The 18817-nt window shown below is 39.9% G+C and carries 19 protein-coding genes, 2 tRNA genes and 1 pseudogene; 14 read left to right on the top strand and 8 right to left on the bottom strand.

Translation table 11 applies throughout. The features are described from left to right. Positions 1-283 precede the first annotated feature (283 nt). From FTU83_RS15150 to FTU83_RS15130, 5 genes are read left to right on the top strand one after another with little or no spacing between them, the layout of a single operon-like run. Positions 284-841 carry a hypothetical protein gene (locus FTU83_RS15150; protein ID WP_180107143.1) on the top strand — a complete coding sequence of 186 codons (558 nt, stop codon included), beginning with the start codon at positions 284-286 and terminating at the stop codon, positions 839-841. After that, on the top strand, positions 841-1836 hold the full coding sequence (locus FTU83_RS15145) for a DUF262 domain-containing protein (RefSeq protein ID WP_180107145.1): 996 nt from the start codon (positions 841-843) through the stop codon (positions 1834-1836). Before FTU83_RS15150 ends, FTU83_RS15145 begins: the two co-directional genes overlap by 1 nt. Positions 1837-1884: 48 nt before the next feature. Continuing rightward, positions 1885-2406: a PadR family transcriptional regulator gene (locus FTU83_RS15140; RefSeq protein WP_180107147.1), complete on the top strand. Its 522-nt coding sequence runs from the start codon at positions 1885-1887 to the stop codon at positions 2404-2406. Then, positions 2403-2720, top strand: coding sequence for a DUF3861 domain-containing protein (locus FTU83_RS15135; RefSeq protein WP_180107149.1), 318 nt, complete (start codon positions 2403-2405; stop codon positions 2718-2720). The genes FTU83_RS15140 and FTU83_RS15135 overlap by 4 nt, the downstream gene beginning before the upstream one ends. Positions 2721-2733: 13 nt before the next feature. Further along, positions 2734-2994 (top strand): DUF2798 domain-containing protein, encoded by a 261-nt coding sequence (locus tag FTU83_RS15130; protein ID WP_078192975.1) that lies wholly within the window; start codon positions 2734-2736, stop codon positions 2992-2994. Between the two features lie 13 nt (positions 2995-3007). Here FTU83_RS15130 and FTU83_RS15125 read toward each other — a convergent pair whose 3' ends face one another. Beyond that, positions 3008-3358: a co-chaperone YbbN gene (locus FTU83_RS15125; RefSeq protein WP_180107151.1), complete on the bottom strand. Its 351-nt coding sequence runs from the start codon at positions 3356-3358 to the stop codon at positions 3008-3010. A gap of 131 nt (positions 3359-3489) precedes the next feature. On the opposite strand from FTU83_RS15125, the gene FTU83_RS15120 reads away from it, so the two are divergent. Further along, the gene (locus tag FTU83_RS15120; protein ID WP_180107153.1) at positions 3490-4482 is read left to right on the top strand and encodes an NAD(P)H-quinone oxidoreductase; all 993 of its coding nucleotides are present in this window, start codon (positions 3490-3492) and stop codon (positions 4480-4482) included. Positions 4483-4637: 155 nt separating this feature from the next. Here the strand turns inward: FTU83_RS15120 and FTU83_RS15115 are convergent. After that, positions 4638-4723, bottom strand: a tRNA-Leu gene (locus FTU83_RS15115). An 11-nt stretch (positions 4724-4734) separates the two neighbouring features. After that, a tRNA-Cys gene (locus FTU83_RS15110) sits at positions 4735-4808 on the bottom strand. Between the two features lie 152 nt (positions 4809-4960). Between FTU83_RS15110 and folD the strand changes: the two genes are divergently transcribed. Both folD and FTU83_RS15100 read left to right on the top strand, forming a co-directional pair. Next, positions 4961-5809, top strand: a complete 849-nt coding sequence (gene folD, locus FTU83_RS15105) for a bifunctional methylenetetrahydrofolate dehydrogenase/methenyltetrahydrofolate cyclohydrolase FolD (RefSeq protein WP_067762402.1) — start codon at positions 4961-4963, stop codon at positions 5807-5809. Positions 5810-6005: 196 nt separating this feature from the next. Beyond that, entirely contained in the window at positions 6006-6674 is a 669-nt protein-coding gene (locus FTU83_RS15100) for a methyltransferase (RefSeq protein WP_078189884.1), read from the top strand. A 67-nt stretch (positions 6675-6741) separates the two neighbouring features. Here FTU83_RS15100 and FTU83_RS15095 read toward each other — a convergent pair whose 3' ends face one another. The 3 genes and pseudogenes from FTU83_RS15095 to FTU83_RS15085 form a co-directional block, all read right to left on the bottom strand. Then, a complete protein-coding gene (locus FTU83_RS15095; protein WP_180041678.1) occupies positions 6742-7170 on the bottom strand; it encodes a hypothetical protein in 429 nt (142 codons plus the stop codon). A gap of 198 nt (positions 7171-7368) precedes the next feature. Beyond that, positions 7369-8688, bottom strand: coding sequence for an MFS transporter (locus FTU83_RS15090; RefSeq protein ID WP_078190125.1), 1320 nt, complete (start codon positions 8686-8688; stop codon positions 7369-7371). A gap of 289 nt (positions 8689-8977) precedes the next feature. Further along, positions 8978-9154 (bottom strand): annotated as a pseudogene (locus FTU83_RS15085) (alpha-ketoglutarate permease); the annotation flags it as partial. Between the two features lie 355 nt (positions 9155-9509). On the opposite strand from FTU83_RS15085, the gene glpD reads away from it, so the two are divergent. Then, positions 9510-11027 (top strand): glycerol-3-phosphate dehydrogenase, encoded by a 1518-nt coding sequence (gene glpD / locus FTU83_RS15080; RefSeq protein WP_180107154.1) that lies wholly within the window; start codon positions 9510-9512, stop codon positions 11025-11027. An 80-nt stretch (positions 11028-11107) separates the two neighbouring features. Here glpD and FTU83_RS15075 read toward each other — a convergent pair whose 3' ends face one another. Beyond that, a complete protein-coding gene (locus FTU83_RS15075) occupies positions 11108-12940 on the bottom strand; it encodes a phosphoenolpyruvate carboxykinase (GTP) (RefSeq protein WP_180003944.1) in 1833 nt (610 codons plus the stop codon). A 412-nt stretch (positions 12941-13352) separates the two neighbouring features. Between FTU83_RS15075 and FTU83_RS15070 the strand changes: the two genes are divergently transcribed. The 4 genes from FTU83_RS15070 to groL all read left to right on the top strand — a co-directional run bounded on the left by FTU83_RS15070 (position 13353) and on the right by groL (position 17239). Then, complete coding sequence (locus FTU83_RS15070; protein WP_180107156.1) at positions 13353-14291, top strand: diacylglycerol kinase family protein; 939 nt, start codon at positions 13353-13355, stop codon at positions 14289-14291. Continuing rightward, complete coding sequence (locus tag FTU83_RS15065) at positions 14272-15057, top strand: metallophosphoesterase (RefSeq protein ID WP_180107158.1); 786 nt, start codon at positions 14272-14274, stop codon at positions 15055-15057. The genes FTU83_RS15070 and FTU83_RS15065 overlap by 20 nt, the downstream gene beginning before the upstream one ends. 183 nt (positions 15058-15240) lie before the next feature. Continuing rightward, entirely contained in the window at positions 15241-15531 is a 291-nt protein-coding gene (gene groES / locus FTU83_RS15060) for a co-chaperone GroES (protein WP_078192966.1), read from the top strand. A gap of 73 nt (positions 15532-15604) precedes the next feature. Beyond that, entirely contained in the window at positions 15605-17239 is a 1635-nt protein-coding gene (gene groL, locus FTU83_RS15055; RefSeq protein WP_078192965.1) for a chaperonin GroEL, read from the top strand. Between the two features lie 78 nt (positions 17240-17317). Here groL and FTU83_RS15050 read toward each other — a convergent pair whose 3' ends face one another. Beyond that, on the bottom strand, positions 17318-17800 hold the full coding sequence (locus FTU83_RS15050; protein WP_180107160.1) for a copper resistance protein NlpE: 483 nt from the start codon (positions 17798-17800) through the stop codon (positions 17318-17320). A gap of 280 nt (positions 17801-18080) precedes the next feature. Here FTU83_RS15050 and FTU83_RS15045 point away from each other — a divergent pair, with 280 nt between their 5' ends. Further along, positions 18081-18659: a 1-acyl-sn-glycerol-3-phosphate acyltransferase gene (locus FTU83_RS15045; RefSeq protein ID WP_171262613.1), complete on the top strand. Its 579-nt coding sequence runs from the start codon at positions 18081-18083 to the stop codon at positions 18657-18659. Positions 18660-18817 lie beyond the last annotated feature (158 nt).

Here is an 18817-nt window from a genome sequence, read left to right as displayed (position 1 = left end):
GTTTGATGCAGGCTTGTTTCAATCCAATTTAAATCAATAAGTTCACAAAAATGGTTGAGTGATGGGAGAGAATGTTCAAGAGTGGATTCTAAATGTTCAGATAAAGACATAAAAAAATGAGCGTATTTACATACACTCATTTTTACTACATTTTACTAAAATTTGCTTAACTGACTGGCATTACGCCGAAAGGCGGGTTTTTTAGTCAAAATATAATTTTAAATTTTATATATTTTTAGTTTAAAATCAGATAAATATTATAATTAACTTGATGAGTAAAATTGTGGAATTGGCAGTTTTTCAAGAGCATCTTAGAGCTTATGACTGTGAAGAAATTGTACAAGCGTCAATTTTTACCGGTGACCCATATGCTTTAGATGCAATGCAATATACAAGACTTCGAAGAGAAATCGCTGAAAAATTTAATATTGATCATTTGCATATTCATATGGTTGGTTCAGGTAAATTGGGGTTTAGTATTAAGCCGAGTAGAAGATATGGGTTGTTTAATGATCAATCGGATATAGATTTAGCAATTATATCTCCTGATCTTTTTGAGCAAGTATGGAAGTTGGCTTATCTTTATAATAAAACTGGTGCAGATTGGCCTAGGAAAAAACAATTTTTTCAATATTTAAGCGAAGGTTGGATTAGACCGGATAAATTTCCAATAACCAGTTTTAATCCCTTTTTTGAAGAGTGGTGGGATTTTTTTAGGGAACTGACTATGAAAAGACAGTTTGGTGATTATCCTATTAGAGCCGGTATATATCAATCAAGGTTCTTTCTTGAAGAATATCAGAAGGTCTGTATAAAGCAGTGTAAAGAGGAAATTGAATAATGAAAACTTCTGCGTCTAATAGAAGATTAAGGCTTTTACTGACTGGAATTAATAACGGAACGCTTATTCCTCAGCCGGATTTTCAGCGAAGATTAGTTTGGTCTAATAATGATAAAATCGAATTTATTAAAACAGTATTAGATGGTTATCCTTTTCCAGAAATTTATATTGCGGCTGGTGATGTAAATTCGGATACTGGTGAGGGTATAGAGTTATTGGTAGATGGACAACAAAGAATTACAACATTAAATGAATACTTTAGAGGAGCTGACTCTCTTAAATTACAAGGTATACAAAGCTATTCAGAATTAACTCAGGAACAAAAAAAAGAATTTTTAGAATATGAAGTAGTTCTAAGGGACTTGGGAAATATACCAATAGCAGATATTAAAACTATTTTTCAGAAAATAAATTCAACAAGTTATGGGTTGAATGCTATGGAAATTCATAATTCAAGATATGCAGGAGAATTTAAACGATTTGGTGAGAAAATATCATCTAAAAATTTTTTTGATGAGCACCGTATATTTACGGCAACTGAAATAAAAAGGATGAAAGATGTTTCATATAGTCTTTCTTTGATAGCTACTATTTTAAGTACTTATTTTGATAGAGATCAAGAAATAGAAATATTTTTAGAAAAGTATAATGAAGATTTTCCACATGCATCTGAAATTGAAAGTAATTTAGATTATATTCTTGGTTTAGTAGATGAATTAAGTCGTAGTTCTAACCGAGTCACAAAAAAGGCAGACTTTTTTAGTCTTGCTGTTGAACTATATTTCTACTTGTTTAGTCAAGAGAAACTAGCCATTTTTAAAAAAGATAAGTTTTTGAAAATGCTTTCCAGTTTTTACGCTGAAGTGGATAAAAAAGGTCTATCAGAACAAGTGGATGCAAATGAATATTATCATGCTGTAGTTCAAGGGAGTAATAGTCGTTCTAACCGAATTTTACGAGGCAAAAAAATAAGCAATATATTAGATAAAATTTAAATCATGTTGTAAGATATATCTTAACTAATCTTAAGGTGTATCTTTGCCATGTCAAATTCAGACCTTTTGGACGTTAGTGATAGTCCAGTCAAAACCCGAAAACGCCTGTTTGAAGCAGGGCACATGAAACTATTGGTACTGCATCTCATCTCCCAAGCGCCAAAGTTCAGCTATGACATTATCAAAGATGTCGGCGCAATCGTAGGCGGCGGTTACAGTCCAAGCACAGGGACGATTTACCCAACGCTGAACTACCTCGAAGAACAGCAATACATCTATGCAGAACTAAATGCCGAAGACCGTAAACAATACAGCGTCACACAGTCAGGCTTAGAGCACTTAGAGGCAGAAAAAGCCACAGTAGAGAAAATTCTGTGTCGTTTTGATACCCGTAAGCAGATTCATAACAATGAACAATACGTCGACATCAAACGTGCGATGGAAAACCTAAAAGCATCACTGCGCATCAAAATTCAGCACTGTGAACTGACACCTGAACAGGTGTATGCCATTGCAGAAAAAATCGATCAGGCGGCCGTCGAAATCAGTCGTATGGAGGTGACACAATGAAACAGCATCAATATGAAATTACGCTCAAGCACATTGCCGATGCGCAGGGCAATCCATCGACCTATACAGAAGCTTTGCAGTTTAATGCCTACAACCATGATGACATGTTTAAGGTGCTGGAGCATTTGACTAAAGCGCAGCTCTTAGATGATGAAAAGACCAAAGCCTTTGCTGTGGGTCTGAAACTGTTTGGTGAAACCTTGCTGGAAAATAAAGACCATCCTTTATTTAAAGATTTCATGCCGCATTTCGGCCAATTTATGAAAACCCTAAAACAAACCGTAAAAGCCCAGAACTCAGCCCGCGACGAATAATAGGTATTTACAGATGAATCAACTCCCAAAATTTCATCCCAAACACATGACTTGGCTGATGCCCTTAATCTTGTCCGGCATTATGAGCGGTTCAATTTCCTGCTTTAATATGCTGATGAATAAAGGCTTAGTTGAAGGCTTTCTTGGTATTTGGCTGCGCGCATGGAGCATGTCGTGGATGATGGCCTTTCCGCTCATTTTGATCGTGTTGCCATTGGTGCGTAATACTTTAATGAAGTTTGTACGCCTGCCGAATGAGTCTGCATCCAAATAAAAGGAAAATATACTTAGTCATGAGTTGAATGTGACTGCATAGCATCTTGAATGGTGGCTGTTAATTCAGTCAGCGATTTAACTCCTGCAATACGTTGAATGACTTGCCCGCGATAAAATACTAAGGTTGAAGGTAGTCCATAAACGTTATAGCGCAAGGTTAGTATCGGTGAGGAATCAATATTTACCTTGCCAAATTTGAGCTGTGCATGCTGTGCGGACATTTGAGTTGCGCACTGCTCAAATACAGGGAAGTTCTGCACACAGGGCGCGCACCAGTCTGCATAGAAACGAATCACGGCAAAACCATCGAACCATTCATAGTCGCTGGCGTTATCTTCGTTATATTCAACAACCTGAACCATGTGCTGCCTATTATTAATTTGCTAAATAGTCAGCCAATTATACATAAGTCCATGTTTATTCATTCTGCGGCATTTCTATGTTCAAATAGTGCAGAGATAGATGAATAGTCAATAATTGAAAAGGAAAAACAATGTCACAGCAAAGCATGCAGCAGGTCATTATTACTGAGCCGGGCGGTGTAGATAAACTGGCCTATGAAAGTGTTGCCATCCCAGAAGCGAAAGCAGATGAAGTGTTGGTTAAAGTGCATGCCTTTGGCATCAACCGTCCAGACATTTTACAGCGTCAAGGTTTATACCCAATGCCGAAAGGCGTAACGCCAGTACCAGGTTTAGAGGTTGCGGGTGAAGTGGTTGCTGTGGGTGCAGAGGTTACTTTATTTCAAGTAGGTGATAAGGTTTGCGGTCTGACCAATGGCGGCGGTTATGCAGAATATTGCGTGGTGCCTGAAAGCCAAACCATTGCGATTCCTGAAGGCGTCAGCTTTACTCAAGCAGCGGCCATTCCTGAAACGTTCTTTACAGTTTGGGCGAATGTATTTCAAATGGGTAAAGCCAAAGCAGGTGAAACGGTACTTATACATGGCGGTACCAGCGGTATTGGTACTACAGCGATCATGTTATGCAATGCTTTAGGTATGAAAACCTTTGCTACTGTGGGTTCTGATGAAAAAGTCGCTGCGATTTCAAATATCACTCATGCCATTAACTATAAAACTCAAGACTTTGAGCAAGTGATTAATGAGGCTACTGGCGAGCAAGGTGTCGATGTCATTTTAGATATCGTGGGTGCACCTTATTTAGCGCAAAACTTAAATCTATTACGTCGTGATGGCCGTTTGGTTTATATCGCATTCTTAGGTGGTGCAAAAGCCAAAGAAGTGAAGTTGGGTCAAATCATGATGAAGCGCTTAACCATTACCGGTTCAACCATGCGCGCACGTAACACTGAAGAAAAAGCAGAAATTGCCAAGGGGATTCAGGAAAACGTCGTGCCACTATGGGCGAAAGGTGAATGCCTGCCAATGATCTACAAAACATTTAAGTTTGATCAAATCCAAGACGCGCATGCAGCCATGGATACAGGTGATCATGTGGGTAAGATTGTGGTCGAAGTGATTTAAATATAAATCTTTGATAATCAGTATTTAAATAATTCTGATCGAAAGTAAAGAGAGGGCGTTGTCCCTCTTTTTTTATTGATGTATTAAATTCTAGGCATAAAAAAACCAGCTTATCGCTGGGTTTTTTATTTACACCATCTTCAGTAGTAGAAGAATGGTGCCCGAGGCCAGACTCGAACTGGCACGCTTTGTGGGCGGGGGATTTTAAATCCCCTGTGTCTACCGATTTCACCACTCGGGCTTTAACAAGATTGGAGGCGGAGGTCGGAATCGAACCGGCGTACACGGAGTTGCAGTCCGCTGCATGACCACTCTGCCACCCCGCCATGTCTTGTTGATGCGTATATTAGCAAGCTCTGAAAAAAAAACAATAGCAGATTCATCTGTATGAGCATAAAAGCAGCATACAAGGTAAAAAATTTAAAATAATCATGTATTATGTGCAAAATTGATTCATATCATCACTTGGAGAAGTGCCGTGGCATTAGTTTTAGATGGTCGTGCATTGGCGAAGCAAATTGAAGCTGACTTGTTAACTCGCGTTGAAGCGCTAAAAGAGAAAACTGGTCGTACCCCAATTCTTGCGACTATTTTGGTAGGTGACGATGGTGCATCTGCAACTTATGTACGTATGAAAGGGAATGCTTGCCGCCGTGTTGGTATGGATTCATTAAAAGTTGAGCTTCCTAAAGAAACCACAACTGAACAATTACTTGCTGAAATTGAAAAATTAAATGCAAACCCAGATGTTCACGGTATTTTGTTACAACACCCAGTACCTGCTCAAATTGACGAACGTGCTTGCTTCGATGCAATCTCACTTGAAAAAGACGTTGATGGTGTTACTTGCTTAGGCTTCGGTCGTATGGCGATGGGTGAAGCTGCGTATGGTTCTGCAACACCAGCAGGCATCATGACCATTTTGAAAGAAAACAACATTGAAATCGCAGGGAAACATGCGGTTGTTGTGGGTCGTTCTGCAATTTTGGGTAAACCAATGTCTGCAATGCTGCTTGAAGCGAATGCAACAGTGACCACTTGCCACTCACGTACTCAAAACTTAGCTGACTTTGTAAAGCAAGCGGATATTATTGTGGGTGCGGTAGGTAAAGCTGAATTGATTCAAAAAGATTGGATCAAACCGGGTGCAGTGGTTGTTGACGCTGGCTTCCATCCACGTGATGGCGGCGGTGTAGGTGATATCCAATTGGTGGGTATTGAAGAAGTTGCTTCTGCGTATACACCTGTTCCGGGTGGTGTAGGCCCTATGACCATTACAACGTTGATTCGTCAAACTGTTGAAGCTGCTGAAAAAGCTTTAGGTTAATGTTGTCGGTTTTTCCTTCTCCCTCTGGGAGAAGGCTAGGATGAGGGTGCTTTTTATAAATAATCCTCTCCCTAACCCTCTCTTGCGCTTCAATTTAAAAGCAGTGCTTTAAATTTTGCTCAGGAGAGGGAACTTCCGATCTTAATTTAGGCTTTTATGACACTAAAACTCTGCATATTCGAAAAATAAAATTCTAATGAGCTGTACTTTCCAATTTCCCAAAGCCCCTGAACATTTACTGAAAGCACTGCATGAAGTTATTCCGCATTGTGAATTACATGCTCAACAGTTGCCTGAAACACCTATTTCTCTATGGTTGATCCCACCGGTATTTCCAACCGATAAATTGGATGATGAAGTCATTCGCCGTATATGGAATGATACGCCGTATTGGATCTTTTGTTGGGCTTCAGGGCTTGCAATGGCGCAGTGGTTGTTGGCAGAGCCGCATCATGTCAAAGATAAAGTGGTGTTGGACTTTGGTGCAGGTTCAGGCGTGGTGGCGATTGCCGCGAAAATGGCAGGGGCGAAACGCGTGATCTGCTGTGACATCGACCAAGTGAGCCTAGATGCATGCCGTGCCAATGCAGAGTTGAATAATGTTGAACTCGAATATTTGGACGATCTGTATAAAGCCGAACAAGTCGATATTTTATTGGCTGCAGATGTGCTATATGACCAATGCAACCGTTTCTTTTTGGATGAGTTTTTAAAGTTTGCTCCAGAAGTGTGGGTGGCAGACAGTCGTGTGAAAAACTTTAGTCATCCTAAATATGAAAAACTCGATGAACGAAGCGCGACGACATGGCCTGATTTGGATGAATCACCTGAGTTTCGTAATGTGAGTTTTTATAAAACCCTATAAATATTGAACCGATAAAAATAAGACGCTTTAAGCGTCTTATTTTTTGTCTTTTAAACTGCAAATTTGATTAAGAACAGTTATAGCGAACCACACGTAAGGTTGCAGGGCGAGCATCGAGTGCATTACGCGCGCCTAAGTTTTCAGAGTTACGTAGATCAGGAGTATTTGATAGACCGAAGTTCGCACGTGTATTACCAATTTGACGGCCGTACTGGGTATTTTCCAAAGCAGGATTTGCAATTTCGTTCACGCTTAAGATTTGTAATTTATAGGTCTTTTGCGTATTTAATACTTTTTGGCAAGCACGTTGTAATTTATTGGCATCCAGTTGTTGGTTTTGGCGACCCGCTAAAGTATATGCAAGTGTTGCGCTATCTGCAGATTTGGACTCTATTTGAAAGCCCGTTTGACCATTAAAAGCACGTGGAGTGCTTTGGCAAGCAGCCATCGACATTGCAACAATACCCAAACTTAAAACTTTGTAAATATTTTTCATCATTCATTCGCCGTGTGTATTTGTATGTTCAGTATGCCATAGTCCGTCTGTCGACTCGATGGCGAAAACCAAGAAAGCCAAAGAAGTTTGATTAAATCTTTGATGCAGCCGAAACGATGAGTAGATGGAAATGGAGATAAAAAAAGCTCATCAAAATAGGCTTTGATGAGCTTAAGTGGAATAGCAGGGCTGAGCGAATTAATCGTCAGTGATCATGCTATGTTTTTTAGTATCTTTCATGAAGACATAGGTAATTAAAGATAAACCAATCATGAATGTAATGTAGTAGAAGAAGTAGTTTTCATGGCCTGCATTTTTGAAGCTCAAAGCTACAAGTTCTGCGGTACCACCAAAGAGTGTATTTGCAATGGCATAAGGCAATGCAACACCTAGGGCACGGATGTGTGCAGGGAACAACTCTGCTTTTACTACGGCATTAATCGCAGTATAACCAGTGACAATCACCATACCGCTCATGCAAAGCATAAATGCTGTGGTTGGGCTGGTAGTTGAACCGATACCATTGAAAATAGGAATGGTAAACAGCACACCAAGCACACCAAAGGCGATCATAATTGGCTTACGACCAATTTTGTCTGAAAGCGCACCGACAGCAGGTTGTAAAAGCATAAAGATGAAAATCGCAGCAGTGGTAATTTCGGTAGCTGTGGTTTTTTCAAAGCCAGACGTGTTGACCAAATATTTTTGCAAATAAGTGGTAAAGGTGTTGAACGCTAAAGTACCACCGGCAGTTAACATGATCACAGTGAAGGCTTGTTTAGGATATTTGGTAAATAACGCTAAGGCACCTGATTTTGGACCACCATTTTTAGCCTGTTCTTGGGCTTCTTTAGAGGATTGAGTTTCAACTAAACCGCGACGAATCCAGAACACCACTATGGCGAGCAACGCACCGATGAAGAATGGAACACGCCAGCCCCATTCAGTTAAAGCTTGTTCGGAGAAATTGCGTTGTAGGATAATTAAAACGCAAAGAGCCAATAGCTGACCTGAAATCAGTGTGACATATTGGAAACTTGAGAAGAAACCACGGTGGTTTTTACCTGCCATTTCAGTCAAATAGGTAGCACTAGAGCCATATTCACCGCCGACACTTAAGCCTTGGAGTAAACGCGCTAAAAGTAGAATAGCGGGTGCGAGCATGCCTACAGAATCATAGGTTGGTGCACATGCGATCATCAGTGAGCCGACACACATCAACGATACAGACAGCGTCAAACCTGCTTTACGACCTTTACGGTCCGCATAAATACCCATGACCCATGCGCCGATTGGACGCATTAAGAAACCGAGTGCAAAGACTGCAGCTGCTTGTAAGAGTTTTACAGTATTGTCACCATCAGGGAAAAATTGCGGTGCAAAGTAAAGGGTAAAGGCAGCGTAGACATACCAGTCGTACCATTCAACGAGGTTGCCGGCAGATCCGCCGAGGATAGATTTGACACGAGTTTTTCTATCCAATTGTTCAGGAACAACTGGCTCAGATGAGTTTGACACATCATTCTCCAAGGAATGAATGCAAAACATATCCATTTAAACTCTTTGGGAAAAGTTTAAATCAATATATTTTGTCGAAATGGGAGATGGAACTATATTTATTTAATTTATACTCCTGTTGTCGCAGAAAATCATGCGACTTTAGTCTATAAAATGCGAATTTTTTGACCAGATAGATTTTTCACGACTAAATGAAAACAGCAAAGCCTCATCAATTGAGGCTTTGCTTTGAAATATATTCTGTTATTAATCAGTATGATTAATAACTCCGAGGCTTAATTGGGTAGAATTAATGCTCTTGAATTTTGGAATGGTGTTTGGTGTCTTTCATAAAGACGTAGACCAATAATGAAATAAAAATCATGATGGTTACATAGATGAAGAACCATGTCTCATAGCCAGCTTCTTTGAAACTTAGGGCAAAAAATTCTGCAGTACCACCAAAGATGGTATCTGTAAGTGCATAAACGGGGTACATCAAAACTGAAGGCTTCTGCAGCTGAACATGCAATATATAAAAGCTTGAAATAAAATTTTAAAAAAGATTAGGTTGAAAAAAAATACAAATCAACTGCTTGTAATTATGTTTGCTTTGAATATAGGTTCTGACTTTAAAATGATTGATTTCATGCTTGAGCCAGCAGGCTTTTAAACGTACATTTAAAATATAACTTCTCATTTAATGAGGAATACAAAAACTCAGCGTAAGGATATCGTGACCAAAATAGGTATCTTGATCAAAAAATCATGATCAATGAGAAAAATAATAAAGCAAAGAAAACGAAGCATTGTTGAATAAAAAGATAGAGTGGGAGGGAGCGATGAATACAGAACAACAATCAATATATGACATGGTGGTCATTGGTGGTGGAATTAATGGTGTTGGTATTGCCTGTGATGCTGCGGGGCGGGGTTTAAGTGTTTTGCTCTGTGAAAAAGACGATCTCGCGAGCCATACTTCATCTGCAAGTAGCAAATTAATTCATGGTGGTCTGCGCTATTTAGAACATAAAGAATTTCGTTTGGTACGTGAAGCACTCGCAGAACGCGAAGTTCTCCTTAAAAAAGCCCCTCATATTATTCGACCGATGCGTTTTATCATGCCACATGAACCGCACTTACGTCCGGCTTGGCTAATTCGGACTGGATTATTCTTTTATGATTATTTGGGTAAGCGAGAACAGCTTGCTGGCTCCAATGGTATTGAATTTGATGTGGAAGCTAGTCCTTTAGCATCCAAATTTACCCGAGGGTTCGAATATTCCGATTGTGCAGTAGATGACGCACGCTTAGTTGTACTCAATGCAATACAAGCACGAGAACATGGTGCACAGATTCTGACTCGAACAGAATGTTTAAATGCATATAGTAAAGGTGGAATTTGGCAGGTATGTCTAAAAAATGCCAAGGGATTGCAAAATGTGCAGGCTAAAGTCTTGGTGAATGCGGCAGGTCCTTGGGTTGCTGACTTTATAAAACAGGGTTTAAAGCAAGAGTCACCTTATAGTATACGGCTGATACAGGGTAGCCATATCATTGTTCCAAAGCTCTTTGACAGTGATAAAGCTTTTATTATGCAAAATGATGATCATCGCATTGTCTTTGCGATCCCTTATTTAGAACAATTTACACTGATCGGCACGACAGATCGTGAATATCACGCAGACCCAAATCGAGTAAAGATAAGCCAGGAAGAAATCGATTACTTGCTTGATGTGTCAAATGATCACTTTAAAACTCAATTGACGCAAACGGACATCATTTCAACTTATTCAGGTGTGCGTCCGCTGTGTGATGATGAGTCAGATAATCCAGCCGCAGTCACGCGAGATTACACCTTGGCACTGACCGATGTAGAAGGGGCTGCATTACTTTCAATCTTTGGTGGCAAACTTACCACTTACCGAAAACTAGCAGAAGCGGCATTAGATCAGCTTAAAACTGTTTTTCATCATCGATCCAAACCTTGGACTGCTGATACAGCATTGCCTGGTGCGGAAAATTTAGAATCAATCGAGCAGTTGATAGCTGAAATCCAACAAAAAGTGCGAGGGGTTTCGATCAGTCTAGCCAGTCGTTGGGCGCATGCTTATGGAACACGTGTCTGGATTTTGCTGAATCATTTAACTTCGATTGATGAGCTTGGGCAAAACTTCGGGCATGGCTTGTATGCTCAAGAAGTAGATTATTTGGTTGAGCATGAGTGGGCGAGAAGCTCTGAAGATATTTTGCAAAGACGCACAAAGTTATATTTGCAATTCAGTGCATCTGAAGTTGATGTTTTGGACGAGTACTTAATGGCAATACGTATAAAGCAAAAAGCTCAAGATGTGGCTTAGTTGATATAAAAAAGACCGCGCAAGGCGGTCTTTTAAATCTTTCTTAATCCCTCTTTTAAAGGAGGGAAATTAAAGGCCAATTAAGCAGATTTTTTTACAGCTTCTAAAAGTTCGTCTTGACGTACTTTAAGTGCTTTTGGTAAGCGATCACCAAGTTTGTTGAACAATTCAGTGTGGCTTTCAAGTTCTTTGATCCATTGATCTTTATCTTGAGAAGTTACAAGCTCGAATTGCTCTTTAGTGAAGTCTGAACCAGTCCAGTTCAATTGTTCGTATGTTGGAACAAGGCCGATAGGTGTTTCAACAGCGTCTGCACGACCTTCACAACGGTCAATGATCCACTCAAGAACACGCATGTTTTGACCGAAACCAGGCCATACAAAGTTACCTTCAGCATCACGACGGAACCAGTTCACGTTGTAGATACCAGGAAGTTTATTGCCAGCAGCTTTAGCTTTAGCAGCAACTTCTTCACCAAGTTCTAACCAGTGAGAGAAGTAGTCAGCCATGTTGTAACCCGCAAATGGAAGCATTGCGAATGGGTCACGACGAACGATACCTTGTTGACCAACAGCAGCAGCAGTTGTTTCAGAGCCCATAGTTGCAGCTTTGTAAACACCGTCAACCCAGTCAAATGCTTCTGAAATTAGAGGCACTGTGTCTGCACGACGACCACCGAAGATGAACGCAGAAATTGGAACACCTGCTGGATTTTCCCAGTCAGCATCAATAGAAGGACACTGACCAGCTGAAACAGTGAAACGAGCATTTGGATGAGCTGCTTTTTCTTCGCCGGTGTGTGGTTGACCTTTCCAGTTAGTTAGATTAGCAGGTACTTCTTTAGAAAGACCTTCCCACCATACTTCACCGTTGTCAGTTACAGCAACGTTAGTATAGATTACGTCTTTATGAAGAGTCGCCATACAGTTCGGGTTAGTCTTGGTATTTGTACCAGGTGCTACACCGAAGAAACCAGCTTCAGGGTTGATTGCATATAAACGACCATCTTCACCTGGTTTGATCCAAGCAATATCATCACCTACAGTTTCAATTTTCCAACCTTCGTAACCCGCTGGTGGAATCAACATCGCGAAGTTTGTTTTACCACACGCAGAAGGGAATGCAGCTGCGATGTAGTGTTTTTCGCCTTGTGGGTTTGTCACGCCAAGGATGAGCATGTGTTCAGCTAACCAACCTTGTTGACGACCCATAGAAGATGCAATACGTAAAGCTAGGCATTTTTTACCCAACAATGCGTTACCGCCGTAACCAGAACCGTAAGACCAGATTTCACGAGTTTCTGGGTAATGAACGATGTATTTTTCAGGGTTGCAAGGCCAAGCAACGTCTTTTTGACCTTCTTCAAGCGGAGCACCAACAGTGTGTACGCAAGGAATGAAGTCACCGTCAGTACCAAGTACGTCATAAACAGCTTTACCCATACGAGCCATTTTAGACATGCTTACAGCAACGTAAGGAGAATCAGTAAGTTCGATACCGATGTGAGCAATATGAGAACCTAAAGGACCCATAGAGAAAGGAACAACGTACAAAGTACGGCCTTTCATTGAACCGTCAAATAAACCATTCAGACGAGCACGCATTTCAGCTGGAGCTTCCCAGTTGTTTGTTGCGCCTGCATCTTCTTGTTTTTCAGAACAGATGTAAGTACGACCTTCAACACGAGCAACGTCAGAAGGATCAGAATTAGCAAGGTAAGAACCAGGATGTTTTTCTTGGTTAAGTTCTTGCATAGTGCCGTTAGCGATCATCAAGTCGATATAACGTTGATATTCTTCTGCGCTACCGTCACACCATTCGATTTTTGCTGGTTTGGTTAATTTGGCAATTTCTTCCACCCAAGCAATTAGCTTAGGGTGACGAACGAATTCTGGTGCGTTCACTTGGGTCATGGTGAGGCCTATCTCAAAAATGTACTAACCGTACAAAGTATAATCTGCATCATGGGTTACATCATGCAGATAAAAGATGAAAAAAAGTGGCTGTATTAAAGCATAAAATCATAAAAAAAATAAGACTAAAGAAGTGGTAGATTTTTTTTGGTAGTTAATGCTATTTAAGTTAAATGTAAATAAAATACAATAACTTAATAGATTTTATCGCGAATTTTAACTTTATTTATTAACGTGATGGACAATATTTTATATATTTATTTTTAATAAAAACAAAAAGTTGCATGTATTTGATATTTGAGAATTATTATTGATTAAATAAATGGTGGTAATTCGATTTTTACATAAAGGCGCTATTATTTGCTGTTAAATTCGACAAAATACAATACTAAGCGGCCAAGATGTATAAAAAGTGATTAAACAAGCCAAGCCTTTATCTATTATCTATAATAAAAAATCAGGATTTCATGCTGCAAACAAAGATGAAGTCTATGAGGAACTTGTGCGGATATTATCCGATCATAATTTCGAAATACAGTCATTTGAGCTTGGGCAGGAAGCGAGTTTTGATACTTTAATGAGCAAGGTATTTGCACGCCATAAAGACCCTGATAATTTGGGTGTTGTGGTTGCTGCAGGTGGTGATGGAACCTTAAATGCTGTTGCTCATCAGTTGATGCATACCGATATTCCTATGGGGGTCTTACCTTTGGGCACATTTAACTATGTGGCGCGGGTACTCAATATTCCTCTCGATTTAATTCAAGCGGCACAGGTGATTGCGACAGGCAATAATCGACAGGTGCACGTGGCGCAAATCAATGAACATATCTATTTAAACAATGCCAGTTTGGGCTTGTATCCATTATTTATACAAAAAAGAGAGTTTTATAATCAGAAGTTTGGTCGTTTCCCATTGCATGCTTATACCTCAGGTTTGGATGTGCTGATTCGAGATCGTAAAGAGTTGAAATTGGAAATCGAAGTTGATCATCATATTTATCCAGTCAAAACGCCTTTGATCTTTTTTGGTAATAACCAATTGCAATTGGCCGATTTAAATTTGCAAATTGCTAAAGATGCAGCAGCAGGTAAAGTTGCAGGTGTGGTGGTCGCAAAAAGTGATAAGAAAACTTTATTTAAAATTTTATGGCAGTTGATCCGTGGCAATATCGACAATGCGCCAGATGTGTATAGTTTTGCCGCTAATGAAGTCACGATACATACTCAACGAAAAAAAATGACCGTTGCTGTGGATGGTGAGATTGTAGAAATGAAACCGCCGCTTAAAATTCGAGTGCAAAAACAAGCCTTAAAGATACGGGTGCCACATGATACTGCATCTGTCTGATCTGCATTTTGGCACTGAAAAGCCAGAGTGTATGCGCGCGATTCAGCAATTTTGTCGTGAAAATCGTATCGAAGCCGTGGTTGCCAGTGGAGACTTAACCCAACGTGCGCGCTATCGTCAGTTTTATGCATGTAAGCAATTTTTAGAAAGCTTAAAGCTGCCTTATATCGTTGTGCCAGGGAATCATGATATTCCGCTGTATCATTTATGGAACCGTGTTTTTAGTCCTTTTGCACGTTATCAACTTTTTTTTGGTGCCATGGAAAATGTACTGGAAACCGAGCATTTTTATTTAATTGGGATCAATAGTATTCGCCGTCGTTACCATACGCGAGGGCATGTATCGCTGGAGCAAATACATCATGTCGATGAATTACTTAAACATGCGCCGCCCAATAAAGTAAAATTAATCATAGCGCATCAACCTTTTTATACGCCGCCCAATGACCCGCATGGTGTGAAAGATTGTCCTGTTCAAGGGCGTTTGGCACTCGAACAGTGGAGTCAACACGGTTTAAATGGTTTATTGCATGGACATTTACATGTTCCAGCCAGCTATGACCTCAATCAGATTTATACTTTAGGTGCTGCGCATCCAGTTTGGGATATTCATGCTGGAACTGCAACGTCATATCGCCTACACGAGAACCTTGCCAACAGTTTTAATGTCATTGATGAGCAGATGAATGTGCAGCATTATTTTTATCATTCAAAGTTAAAAATATTCGAAGAAAATCTTAGTACTCATATTTTGGATGAGCTTTAATCCTTTAAATTTAAATTTTGAAGAAAAAAAATACAAAAAAATGAAAAAAATTAAATTTTGCCCTTGAAGGGTTTTTTTCCATCCCCACAAAAGTGTCATCTAAATTATTTTTTGTCGATGGCTTACGGAAATCAAAATGTCATCGTCTTTTATCTAGTAAATAGACTTAGTCTGGAGTTAACTATGAGCAATATTCGTCCTTTGCATGACAACGTTGTGATTCGCCGTGTTGAAAAGGAAACTAAAACTGCTGGTGGTCTTATTTTAAGTACTTCAGCAGCTGAACAACCTGCTCAAGGCGAAGTAATCGCTGTAGGTAATGGCAAAGTAACTGACAATGGCGTACGTGCATTAGACGTTAAAGTTGGTGACAACGTATTGTTTGGCACTTATGCCGGTACAAAAGTAAAAGTAGCAGGCGAAGAGCTTCTTATTATGAAAGAGTCTGACATCTTAGCGGTACTTGAAGCTTAAGTTTCGTACACACATTTAGACCCTTTTATTCATCATAAATTGTTAAAAATTTTAAAAAGATTCGGAGTTAGACATGTCAGCTAAAGACGTAAAATTTGGTGATTCAGCGCGTTCAAAAATGATCGCGGGTGTAAATGTACTTGCAGATGCTGTAAAAGTGACTTTAGGTCCTAAAGGCCGTAACGTTGTCATCGACCGTTCTTTCGGTGCGCCGCACATCACTAAAGATGGTGTTTCTGTTGCTAAAGAAATCACATTAAAAGACAAATTTGAAAACATGGGCGCTCAGCTGGTTCGTGAAGTGTCTTCAAAAACCAATGACATCGCGGGTGACGGTACAACAACTGCAACTGTACTTGCTCAAGCAATCCTAAATGAAGGGATCAAATCAGTTACTGCTGGTATGAACCCAATGGATCTTAAACGCGGTATCGACATCGCGGTTAAAGCTGTTGTTGCTGAAATTAAAGCGACTGCTAAACCTGCTTCTGACTCTAAAGCCATTGAACAAGTAGGTTCGATCTCTGCGAACTCTGACACCACTGTTGGTAAACTTATTGCTCAAGCAATGGAAAAAGTTGGTAAAGAGGGTGTAATTACAGTTGAAGAGGGTTCAGGCTTTGAAGATTCTCTAGATGTTGTAGAGGGTATGCAGTTTGACCGTGGTTACATCAGCCCGTACTTTGCAAACAAGCAAGATACACTAACAGCTGAACTTGAAAACCCATACATTCTTCTTGTTGATAAAAAAATCAGCAACATCCGCGAATTAATTGCTGTACTTGAAGCTGTTGCTAAAACAGGTAAACCGCTTCTTATCATTGCTGAAGATGTTGAAGGTGAAGCACTTGCAACTCTTGTTGTAAACAACATGCGTGGCATTATCAAAGTTTGTGCTGTTAAAGCACCTGGTTTTGGTGATCGTCGTAAAGCGATGCTTCAAGACATCGCGATTTTAACTGGCGCGACTGTAGTTTCTGAAGAGGTTGGTATGTCTTTAGACCAAACTACACTTGAGCACTTAGGTACAGCTCATAAAGTTACTGTTTCTAAAGAAAACACAGTAATTGTTGATGGTGCAGGTGTTGCAGAGCAAATTGCTGAACGTGTAACTCAAATTCGTGCTCAAATTGAAGAATCAACTTCAGAATACGACAAAGAAAAACTTCAAGAACGCGTTGCTAAATTGGCAGGCGGTGTTGCTGTAATCAAAATCGGCGCTGCAACTGAAGTTGAAATGAAAGAGAAGAAAGATCGCGTTGACGATGCACTTCATGCAACTCGTGCTGCAGTTGAAGAAGGTGTTGTAGCAGGTGGTGGTGTTGCACTTGTACGTGCTGCAAAAGCACTTGAAGGTGTGTCTGGTGCTAATGATGACCAAAATGTTGGTATCAACATTTTACGTCGTGCAATTGAAGCGCCGCTTCGTCAAATCGTTGCAAACTCTGGTGATGAGCCATCAGTTGTAATCAATGCTGTGAAAAACGGTGAAGGTAACTTCGGTTATAACGCTGCAACTTCAGAGTATGGCGATATGCTTGAAATGGGTATTCTTGACCCAGCTAAAGTAACGCGTTCTGCGCTTGAGCATGCTGCATCTGTTGCAGGTCTTATGCTTACAACTGAATGTATGATCACTGAAATCCCAGAAGACAAACCTGCTATGCCTGATATGGGCGGTATGGGTGGCATGGGCGGTATGATGTAATTCATACTGATCATCCGATCTAAAAAATCCCCGCTTTTGCGGGGATTTTTTTATAACAATCCTAGTTAGAGTAAAACACTAATCAAGCTTTTTGGTGAGTTTAAGATTTACTTCAGGCATTTCTAGTTTTTCACCTTTATCACCACGAAGCTCAATAAAGTTTTCACCTACAAAGTAAATTCGATTGTCGCCCTCGGCATCAAGTTGAATCATTCCAGGTTGATCTGGCAAGAACTTAAAACTGCCTTTCACTTTATTTTCAGTGTTCGCAGGTTTACCTAAAAACTCTTGGCTGAGTTCATAGCTCTTATCAAGTTTGAGTTCAAGTTCAGTTTCAATCCCTTTGCAATCATGGCAAGGTAGAACCCCTTTATACTCACCTGCCCAATCAAGTGCATTTTCGGTGTTATCACCTGTGGCAATCGGACTTTCTGAGGCAGCGTCTGTATTAGCAATGACATTATTATCTGGTGGTGTCGCAGTTTCAGATTCATTGCTGGTCTTTGAACATGCCGTTAGGGTTGCACTGACCATACAGAGAGCGAGCATTAGTTTTTTCATGAGATTTATACACCGTACGTACCCAATATAATGCTAAGCGTGACTTTTATTGCTCAAGAAAAATAGCCTATTCCTGTTAACAATTGTGTGTTTGGTTAATACATCAAAACAGACATTTGATTTTTAAAATTCGTAAATGAAAAAATATTGGTGACATACCTAAAAGTGAACGCTAAAGGACATTTATATATTAATTGGTGAATAACTGAACAATATAAGCTTTTATAATTATTTTGCGTTGTTAAACTCTGCGGCATAGAAAAAACTGTCGGTGCAAATTGTGTTTGAAAAAACAGCGGAAAAAAGTCTTAACTTAATGGGGTGGCAAATTGATAACCATTGGGATTTAAATATTGACCAATGTGTCATGATTGCAGCGCCACATACCAGTAATTGGGATGCACTTTATGCACGCCTTGCCCTGAAAGCTTTAGGGGTAAATGTTCGTATCACGATTAAAGACAGTTATATGAAATTTCCGTTTGGACCTTTTGTACGTGCTATGGGCGGAATTGGTATTAATCGTCGTCCAAAACAAGATGGTGAAGCACGTCAAAGTATGGTTGAGCTGATGGCTGACTTGTTCAAGCATCATCCAAAATTGGTCATGTTGGTGACGCCAGAAGGGACACGCGCCAAACAAGAGAAGTGGAAAACCGGTTTTTATCATGTTGCCATGCAAGCAGGTGTGCCGATTGCTTTAGCCTATATGGACTATGCGCAGAAAAAAACGGGTGTGGGTAAAATTGTTTATCCTACAGGCGATTATGAAAAAGATATGGCTGAAATCATGGATTTTTACGCGCAAATTCATGCCAAATTTCCTGAAAAATTCAGTGTCGATACACGCTATCACTAATTTAACAATCCAAAAAAAAGGACAGCATCGGCCACTGCTGTCCCACAATTTTTCACAAGAGGAAGCTCATTTGAGCTTCCTCTTGTTTTATGGGTATTTTATCGGGTGAAAATAAAGCTTTTAAAGTTCTTCTTTCAAACAAATTCACTTGAATTATT

The sequence above is a fragment of the Acinetobacter sp. YH12152 genome (assembly GCF_013418285.1).
Classification (GTDB): Bacteria; Pseudomonadota; Gammaproteobacteria; order Pseudomonadales; family Moraxellaceae; genus Acinetobacter; species Acinetobacter amyesii.
The sequence above is the reverse complement of the archived record's forward strand: the minus strand, read 5'-3'. Positions and strand labels throughout refer to the sequence as shown.